10 protein-coding genes are annotated in these 7,244 nt (G+C 62.3%); 5 read left to right on the forward strand and 5 right to left on the reverse strand.

The window, feature by feature from the left end:
• A partial coding sequence (locus tag WCB02_RS09830; protein WP_423957833.1) for a hypothetical protein occupies positions 1–228 on the forward strand: 228 nt, incomplete at its 5' end.
• 113 nt (positions 229–341) lie between these two features.
• Here the strand turns inward: WCB02_RS09830 and WCB02_RS09835 are convergent.
• Together WCB02_RS09835 and WCB02_RS09840 are read right to left on the reverse strand one after the other, a co-directional pair.
• Complete coding sequence (locus WCB02_RS09835) at positions 342–1,352, reverse strand: hypothetical protein (protein ID WP_423957835.1); 1,011 nt, start codon at positions 1,350–1,352, stop codon at positions 342–344.
• 106 nt (positions 1,353–1,458) lie between these two features.
• Entirely contained in the window at positions 1,459–3,591 is a 2,133-nt protein-coding gene (locus WCB02_RS09840) for an alkaline phosphatase family protein (RefSeq protein ID WP_423957837.1), read from the reverse strand.
• A 1-nt stretch (position 3,592) separates the two neighbouring features.
• Here WCB02_RS09840 and WCB02_RS09845 point away from each other — a divergent pair, with 1 nt between their 5' ends.
• Positions 3,593–3,817, forward strand: coding sequence for a hypothetical protein (locus WCB02_RS09845; protein WP_423957840.1), 225 nt, complete (start codon positions 3,593–3,595; stop codon positions 3,815–3,817).
• A 275-nt stretch (positions 3,818–4,092) separates the two neighbouring features.
• On the opposite strand, the gene WCB02_RS09850 is transcribed toward WCB02_RS09845, so the two are convergent.
• The 3 genes from WCB02_RS09850 to WCB02_RS09860 all read right to left on the reverse strand — a co-directional run bounded on the left by WCB02_RS09850 (position 4,093) and on the right by WCB02_RS09860 (position 5,680).
• Positions 4,093–4,644 (reverse strand): GNAT family N-acetyltransferase, encoded by a 552-nt coding sequence (locus WCB02_RS09850; protein ID WP_423957843.1) that lies wholly within the window; start codon positions 4,642–4,644, stop codon positions 4,093–4,095.
• A gap of 127 nt (positions 4,645–4,771) precedes the next feature.
• A complete protein-coding gene (locus WCB02_RS09855) occupies positions 4,772–5,101 on the reverse strand; it encodes a hypothetical protein (protein WP_423957845.1) in 330 nt (109 codons plus the stop codon).
• 330 nt (positions 5,102–5,431) lie between these two features.
• Positions 5,432–5,680: a hypothetical protein gene (locus WCB02_RS09860; protein ID WP_423957847.1), complete on the reverse strand. Its 249-nt coding sequence runs from the start codon at positions 5,678–5,680 to the stop codon at positions 5,432–5,434.
• A gap of 49 nt (positions 5,681–5,729) precedes the next feature.
• Between WCB02_RS09860 and WCB02_RS09865 the strand changes: the two genes are divergently transcribed.
• From WCB02_RS09865 to WCB02_RS09875, 3 genes are all read left to right on the forward strand, one after another.
• Entirely contained in the window at positions 5,730–6,323 is a 594-nt protein-coding gene (locus WCB02_RS09865) for a tetratricopeptide repeat protein (protein ID WP_423957849.1), read from the forward strand.
• Positions 6,324–6,388: 65 nt separating this feature from the next.
• Positions 6,389–6,628, forward strand: a complete 240-nt coding sequence (locus tag WCB02_RS09870; RefSeq protein WP_423957850.1) for a type II toxin-antitoxin system RelE/ParE family toxin — start codon at positions 6,389–6,391, stop codon at positions 6,626–6,628.
• An 11-nt stretch (positions 6,629–6,639) separates the two neighbouring features.
• A complete protein-coding gene (locus WCB02_RS09875; RefSeq protein WP_423957852.1) occupies positions 6,640–6,972 on the forward strand; it encodes a HigA family addiction module antitoxin in 333 nt (110 codons plus the stop codon).
• The last annotated feature ends 272 nt before the right edge of the window (positions 6,973–7,244 follow it).

Consider the following 7,244-nt stretch of genomic DNA (forward strand, 5'->3'; position numbering starts at 1 on the left):
GCACGAATTGAGGGAATGGCGGATCCACGCGACGTGCCCAGCAATACGGCGCAGGAGACCGCCCGTCGGACCCTCTACAACATGGCAGCGAACGAATGCACCGTGTTGTCCGAGTTCTGGAAGGCAGGATGCCGGCTGAGCTCTTTTTCAGTGTATGCGCTGCCCGAAGCTGCTGCGATGTTCGGGACGGCGGTTTATGATCTCAGGCTGACATCGTCCGGACGCTAGAGCGTGATCCGGCGAAACGGATAAGCCGATCCCTCGTAATCAACTCGCTGCCGTTGACTGACGGCCGGATCCAACCCGCAATGATCGAAGCGGCGCGACGTGGTTCTGGCTGGTCATTTCATGGGCAGCGGGCGCATCAGTCCGCCCTCGGTCCAAAGCGCGTTCAGACCGCGATCCAGATGGTAGGGACCGCCTGTCGTACGCTGAAAGATCTCGCCATAATTGCCTGTCGCCGCGATGACCTTGGCGGCCCAATCATGCGCCAGCCCGAGCGCCTGGCCCGTCGCGAAATCATGGCCGAGCAACTGCTCGGCCCGCATGTCCTGGCGTTCCGCCGCCGCCGCCACATTCTGCCGCGTGATCCCCAACGCTTCCGCCTCGATCAGCGCGCTGACCGTCCAGTCGATCACCAGCCCCAGTCTCTGGTCGCCATAGCGATAGGCGGGCACCATCGGGGCAAGCCCGAACCGCTCCGGCAGGAAGACGAAATCGTTGGTCCAGGCATGAAAATTGGCGCGTGACTGCGCGAGCCGCGACTCCATGCCGGTGCCCGCCTCGCAGCGGCGAACAGCCACGGCGGCATCCATTTCGCCCTGTTCGGAATGCGCCTGAAGCGCGTAGGGAATGCCGCGCGCGGTCATCTCGTCGCGCAGCACGCGCTCCGGCGGGCTCATGTCGAGTGCACAGACAAGCCGGTCACGCAAGCCTGGCAGGTCCTTGATGCCGCTCAGCTTCGACACCAGCAAACGCTGCGAGTCGTAAAAAACGGATGGTCCGAACCCGACCCCGAATTGGATCGCTGTCGATGCCGAGGGTGAGATGCCGACCGCAAGCTGGATCGTGCCCGCCTTCAGCGCATTCAGGGCCTCAGGCTCCGCCGGAAAGGCCTGGATCGTCAGCGTGCCCGCGTCCCCGAAGATGGCGACGGCGACGGCACGGCACACTTCGCCCTCCAGGGACGAGAGATCACCGTGGACATCCTGTCCATTCCAGTCATCCACGCCCATCACCGTGCCGCACGCCATGTGCTGAGCGGCGCGGATCGATTCCAGGGTTTGAGCGTGCACGAGGCCGGTGAGCGCCATCACGCCAGCAGCGAACAGGCCGAGAGCCAAGCGAAGCATGGAAAAACTCAAATCAAATCCAACGACAGAAAGGATGGAGGTCAGGACCTCCACCCTCCCGCAAGCGATCAGCGGGCCGCAGGCAACGCCTGAGGCCGACACGGGATCATGGAGTCCAGCTTCCCGAGGTCGGCGTACCCGGCGACTGGGTCGGACGCGGATTGACGTCGACCGGATACGGATCGGACGGTTCGCCCGATTGATAGGCCTTCATCGACGGGAAGTCCGTCGGCAGAATGCCGATCGCGGCGCATGCACCATTGGTGTAGCCGTTTGGCGAGTAGTTCGGCTTCGCCAGATGAGGCAGCGTTGCGACCACGGTCGCCGGGAACGTCGCCTGCTCGGCCGATATCTGCGGCTTGTCCCCCCGCAGGATGTCATAGTCGAAGGCTTCGGTCAGGTCGCCGACATTATTGTCCGGATCATCCGACGGACCGAGGTCCTTCTGTCCCAGGGTCACCAGCCCCAGATCGCGCCCACGCTTCTCGTCGGGAAGCTGGGCGAGCGGCACGAGGCCGAACAGCTCGTTGATGAATTTGATCACCGAGCCGTGCTCGCTGTAGTGATGCGAGATCTTGCCGGATGCCGCATAGGGCGAGATCAGGATGGTCGGAATGCGGGGACCGGCCGCCAGCGGCGAGCCGTCGGCGAACGTATTGCGGCGTTGCGGCGAGACGTGGTCGTAGAACCCGTCGGTCTCGTCATAGGTGATGATGATCGCGCTTTCCGGCCAGTAGGGACTGTTGGCGATGTCGTTGATCGCCTTGGCGGCGAACGCCTCGGAGATCTGCTGATCGGAATAGGCCGGATGATCGTCGTTGCCGATGAACGCGTGCTGAATGGCCGGCGTTGGATCGACCGGCACCAGCCCATCATTGTTGTCGTAGCCGCCGCGCAGATAGAATACGCCGCCGCCGCTTGGCAGCGTTCGGCCCTCAACGGCCTGGAAGAAGTCCTTTGCGCCATGCAGGTTGCTGTCCAGCACCTGCGGATTGTCGGCCAGATAGCCGAAATATTGCGGACCGTTGTGATGCAACACATAACCGGTGTTCAGGCCCGGATTGTTGGTGGGGTTTGGCGTCGTGGAATTTTGCGGCTCGAATGGATCGGACGTATCGTTGGCATTGAAGCCCTGCTGATACCAGCCCCAGTTGACCGCCGGGTTGTCGGACGCAATGGTTGTGATGTCGTCCTGGACGTCGAGCAGGTCCGCGGTCGGATTGGGGTCGCTTGCGATGATGGTCTTGATGTTATGACCCATGAATGACAAGGGCTGGGTGGCAAAGGTCAGGTCCAGGGTCGGGTTGGCCGGATTCTCGTCGAAGTTGAAAGGCGGCTTGACCGCGCTGTGGTCGAGATTTGAACCCGGAAACGGGCCGGGATCGCTGACGATTGGCACGAATGCATTGCTGGTGGCCGGCATGACGTTCGAGCCGAAGCTGGCGCCGAGCGGGTTCGGGAAGGCCGGGTTGGCATAGGTCGTGGTCGGGCCCTCATTGTTGTGCAGCGCCCATTGCGTCTGGCCGGACTGGCCGGCGATCAGTGCGATCGCGTTCGGCGTCGAAGGTCCGACGATGGTCTGACGGAAATTGTCGAACAGCACGAAGTTCTTCGCCCAGTGCCACATGAAGGGGATGGTGTCGCAATCGATGTGACCGATATCGGTCTCGGCTTTCTGCTTTTGCGCCAGCGAGATCGCGGTCGGCGCCGCGCCCGTCGGGGTTACGATGTTGCCATACGCGTCGGTGGTCAGCCCCTCCTGATCCATCGCGTAGCGATCACTCGCCGCGGCGCCGGTGGTCGGGTCGACATGGAGGCTGTTTGCCATGCCCTGGTGGCTGTGATCGACCGAAATCTCGTCGGCGGGATAGATCGGCACGATCTGCCCGCTCGCGGTCTTGACCGCTTGCGGCATCAGGAACGGGGAGATCGTCACGGGCTTGAGCGACGTATCGAGATATTTCTGCACGAAGCTCGGCGTCTCATTGGCCGGCGTACCGCCCTGCGGTGCGTGGAAAAGGCCATTGGCACCCGGGAAGGTGCCGAAGTAGTGGTCGAAGGATTCGTTCTCATGAAAAATCACGAACACATACTTCACCTTGCGACGCAGCAGTTCGATCTTCTCGTTGAGCGACAGCCTGTCATGGTCGTTGTCGCCGTACCGCTCGCCATCGTCGAATTTGAAACCGTCGTGCTGCTGGCCGTCGTCGCGAGGCCATTCATCTTGCGCGAACGCCACCGTGCTGTTCGACAAAAGCGCCAGCGTTCCGAGCAAGCCAGTGGTACGCTTAAAAAATGTTGCAAAAGACATCATCGATCTCCCATGGCAATCGTCAGCATTGATATTTTTGCGCCATGTCGGGACGATGACGTTTTCGTTACGACCGCTGGTGGCCAAGACGAGTCGGGATGAGAAGCGTGCACAGCAAATTGGCGCGTCGTCTGGCGCACGTCTCAGAGCATGAGCCAACACGTGCGGTGCAGCACATTGCTCCGGGGATACGTTGCTCCGAGGCTAATGAGTGTCATCAGCCTCACTCGCAGAGCGTTCGCTTTGGGAAGTGCTTTCGCCGCAATGCCAGTGAACTTCGGCGATGACCGACCGTCACGACCCGCGCATAGACGTCGGAGGGACGGCGCGGTTTCCGCTCGCCTATGACCCGCAGGCGGGACAAGCGCGGCATGACGAGTCACGAATTGGCACCGTCGGTCCTGATTCGAAGTCACGTCGGCTATCGGCCTACGCGACCAGGGCGCGGCCGCCGTTCTGGTATCGGTTCTTCGTGATCTCGAAAATGAAATACGGATCGTCGCCGCTGAGCTGCCGGGTCAACAGCCCATCGCGCTTGACGCCGCCAATCTTGGTCATGGCGCGCTGCGAGCGCCAGTTTTCCTCGCCGACCCAGAACACCACGGTGTCGACGAAGCCAAAAGCATGGTCGAGCATCAGGCGCTTGACTTCACGGTTCGCCGCACCTCCCCAATGGCTGCGCACGATGAAGGTCCAGCCGATCTCGATTTCGCTGCGCGCAGGATCGTAGCCATAATAGCGGCTCGAGCCGATCAGCCGTCCGGTGGCGCGATCGACGAACACGAAGGCCATCTTCGAAGCGACGGCGCCGTCGAAGAATGCCCGGAACAGGGGCTCGGTGTAACGCGCGGTGACCGGATGCACTTCCCATATCTTGGGGTCGGATGCGGCGGCGAACAGCTCCTGCCAATCCTCCGGCAGGATCGGCCGGACCGTGATGGCGGGACCGACCAGGGTCGGCTGAAGATCAGGCTGGGACATCAAGGTGCTCCGAAAGCGACTCAGTATGGCATCATGTCTATTCGCTCGTGGCGATTCGAAGGTCGCGCGCGTCTCCTCGGGCGCCCGGCAGCAAGGCCGCCCATGGGCGGTCCTTGCTCCAGTCCGTTCAATCCTTGAAGGGATCGAACTCGTTCTCGCCGGCCATCGCCACCGCGAACGGGCGCAAGGTGTGCAGCACCCTGATCGGGCCTGAGTGCTCGGCAAGCACCTCCGGCAGGCGGCGATAGGCCATCGGGCGCACGTCCAGGTCGGCACCGATCAGGGTGACGCCGCGCGACTGCAGCCACTGGTCCATCTCGGCACGGGCGAACCTGCGCTTGGCCTCCCTGCGCCCGAACATCGGGCCCGGTCCGGGACGATCGATCTTCGCATCGGGATCGAGGCCTGCTTCGACCGCAAGGGCCCGCGCGCGCTCTTGAAAGGGATCGGATCGCACCTGATCCTCCTGTTGTTGCCTTGCTCGCTTCGACCGGAGGCCCACCACGGGCGACTCCGGCCACGGCATGCTCGATAGCGGGAGCACGCCGGTCTTGCTGTCAGAGGCAGGGAGGATTTTGGGAGCGCAGCTTGCCGGTGAGCGACAATTTGCGGATTTTCTCTCTGCCTTTCCGGCAGAGGGAAAACCCGCTGCCGTATCACGCTGCTGGTAGGCGCCTTGCGGCCGGCCTATTGGCCGACAACCCCTTCGCCGCGCACGCCAAAATGCAGCCTTGCGGTATCACCGGCAGGGCTGCTTGCAGCGTTGGATGGGCGTCGAGCTGTCGCATCATTCTCTCACGCGCGGAAAATCCGCGGGGAACATGCTCGTGGACATACAGCAAATTTCGGTTTTGTAAATATGCCGCAGGCGAAAAGCAGCGAGGTGACGAATCCGGAAGCGCCTGCGCGGCACATTGCCGGCCAATGCGCGGGCAAGCATCTGTCCGTCCGGATGGCGTTGCACCGATCCCGATGCTTCAATACCATGCAACTTAAAGATCTTGGCGCGATGCCTGACGGCCTGGAAAGCCCCCATGCCCCGTGATCAAGGAAGCGCTCCGATGCCGCTTTGGACGCTGGGCATATTGATGCTGGCCGTCTGCGTAACCATCGCAGCAGCAAGCCTGATCCGACTATCGCCGACGAGACCAGCCGACCCGGCCAAGGTCGTTGCGGCGCTGGAGGCGTCGTGGCCGGATTGGCTGCAAAAGCCCGATCAATGTCCGGCCGACCTGATGCCGGCACGACAGGGCCCGCAAGAGTTCTCGATCGAACGCTGTGCGGCTGATGTTGCGCGATGCCTCGATGGCTGTCGAGCAGGCGATGCGGGTCACTGCTACTCCGCGGCGCTCGTCATACAAAAAGTCAGGAATGGTGCGGTGTCGCAAGCCTTCTTCCAGCGAGCCTGCGCATCTGGTTTCGTTTCTGGTTGTACCAACCGGGCCGTGGAAATGGACTCCGGCCCCGGCAAAACCTGCGCGATGAGAACCTACGGATTAGCGTGCGACCGCAACGATCCCTGGGCTTGCACGATGCTGGGCTTTCACCTCGTCCGCGGCATCGGCGTCGACAAGGACCCCGATCGCGCGCGCAAGGCGCTCGCCAGGTCCTGCCGGTTCGGGGATGAAGATGACGCCTGCCGATTTGCGAAAGCATTGTTGAAAGAGATCGGCGGCTGACCCTCCGTCGATGCGGCCGACCTTCTCGACCGGATCCATAGGGGGGGCAGAGGCGCCCTTGCGCCGTGCCCACCATATGCCCGGCGCGCTGGCGGAATATCGAGGCCATTGCCCTGCGCAAGCTCGACATGGTGGACGCGGCAATCAGACTGGATGACCTGCTATCTCCGCCGGGCAACCGGCTGGAAGCTTTGAAAGGCGACCGTCGCGGCCACCATTCCATTCGTATCAACCGGCAGTGGCGTGTCTGTTTCCGTTGGACACCCGACGGTCCCGAAGCGATTGAGATTGTAGACTATCACTGAAGAGGACAACGATGCCCAGATTGCGAACTCATCCGGGAGAAGTGTTGCGAGAGGAATATCTGGTCCCTCTCGGCCTGTCGGCGCGAGCCTTGGCGAAGGCGCTGGACGTCCCGCCCAACCGCCTGACCGAAATCATGCGGGGCACGCGCGATGTGAGCGCGGATACGGCGATCCGGCTCGGCCGCTATTCTGGCACTGATCCTCGGTTCTGGCTGAACCTGCAGGCCGCGCACGACTCTCCAAGGCAGAGAAAGCTCACAGCTACAAGAAGATCGTGCCCCGATCCGCGGCCTGAGCGCGCCGGTTCTGAAGTAATATGCTGCACACAAAAAGCCGCGAGCTGACGATCCGTGCAGGCTGGGCAGAGGCGCCCTTGCGCCGTGCCCACCGTCTATCCACGGACTCGTGACTGGTGGCAAGCTTGCGCTTGGCCCACCTTACAGCTGACCGACCTCGGTACCGACGGGCAGCGTGAGCCCGGCGTCAAGAATGCCGGCGATACATGACGTCGGTCCGCAGGACATATTTGCGTCCTACAGTGACGGCATCGCCGCGATGCCAGATCGGATGATGAAACAACAACGCCATTTGATTGGCATGACGCGCAGTGTGTGGT

Source organism: Bradyrhizobium sp., from assembly GCF_049581145.1.
Taxonomy (GTDB): Bacteria; Pseudomonadota; Alphaproteobacteria; order Rhizobiales; family Xanthobacteraceae; genus Bradyrhizobium.

Bases quoted from the DNA above. Each gene is read 5' to 3' on its own strand.
- WCB02_RS09835 (WP_423957835.1), bottom strand. From the start codon at position 1,352: ATGCTTCGCTTGGCTCTCGGCCTGTTCGCTGCTGGCGTGATGGCGCTC.
- WCB02_RS09860 (WP_423957847.1), bottom strand. From the start codon at position 5,680: ATGGGGGCTTTCCAGGCCGTCAGGCATCGCGCCAAGATCTTTAAGTTG.
- WCB02_RS09875 (WP_423957852.1), top strand. From the start codon at position 6,640: ATGCCCAGATTGCGAACTCATCCGGGAGAAGTGTTGCGAGAGGAATAT.
- WCB02_RS09850 (WP_423957843.1), bottom strand. From the start codon at position 4,644: ATGTCCCAGCCTGATCTTCAGCCGACCCTGGTCGGTCCCGCCATCACG.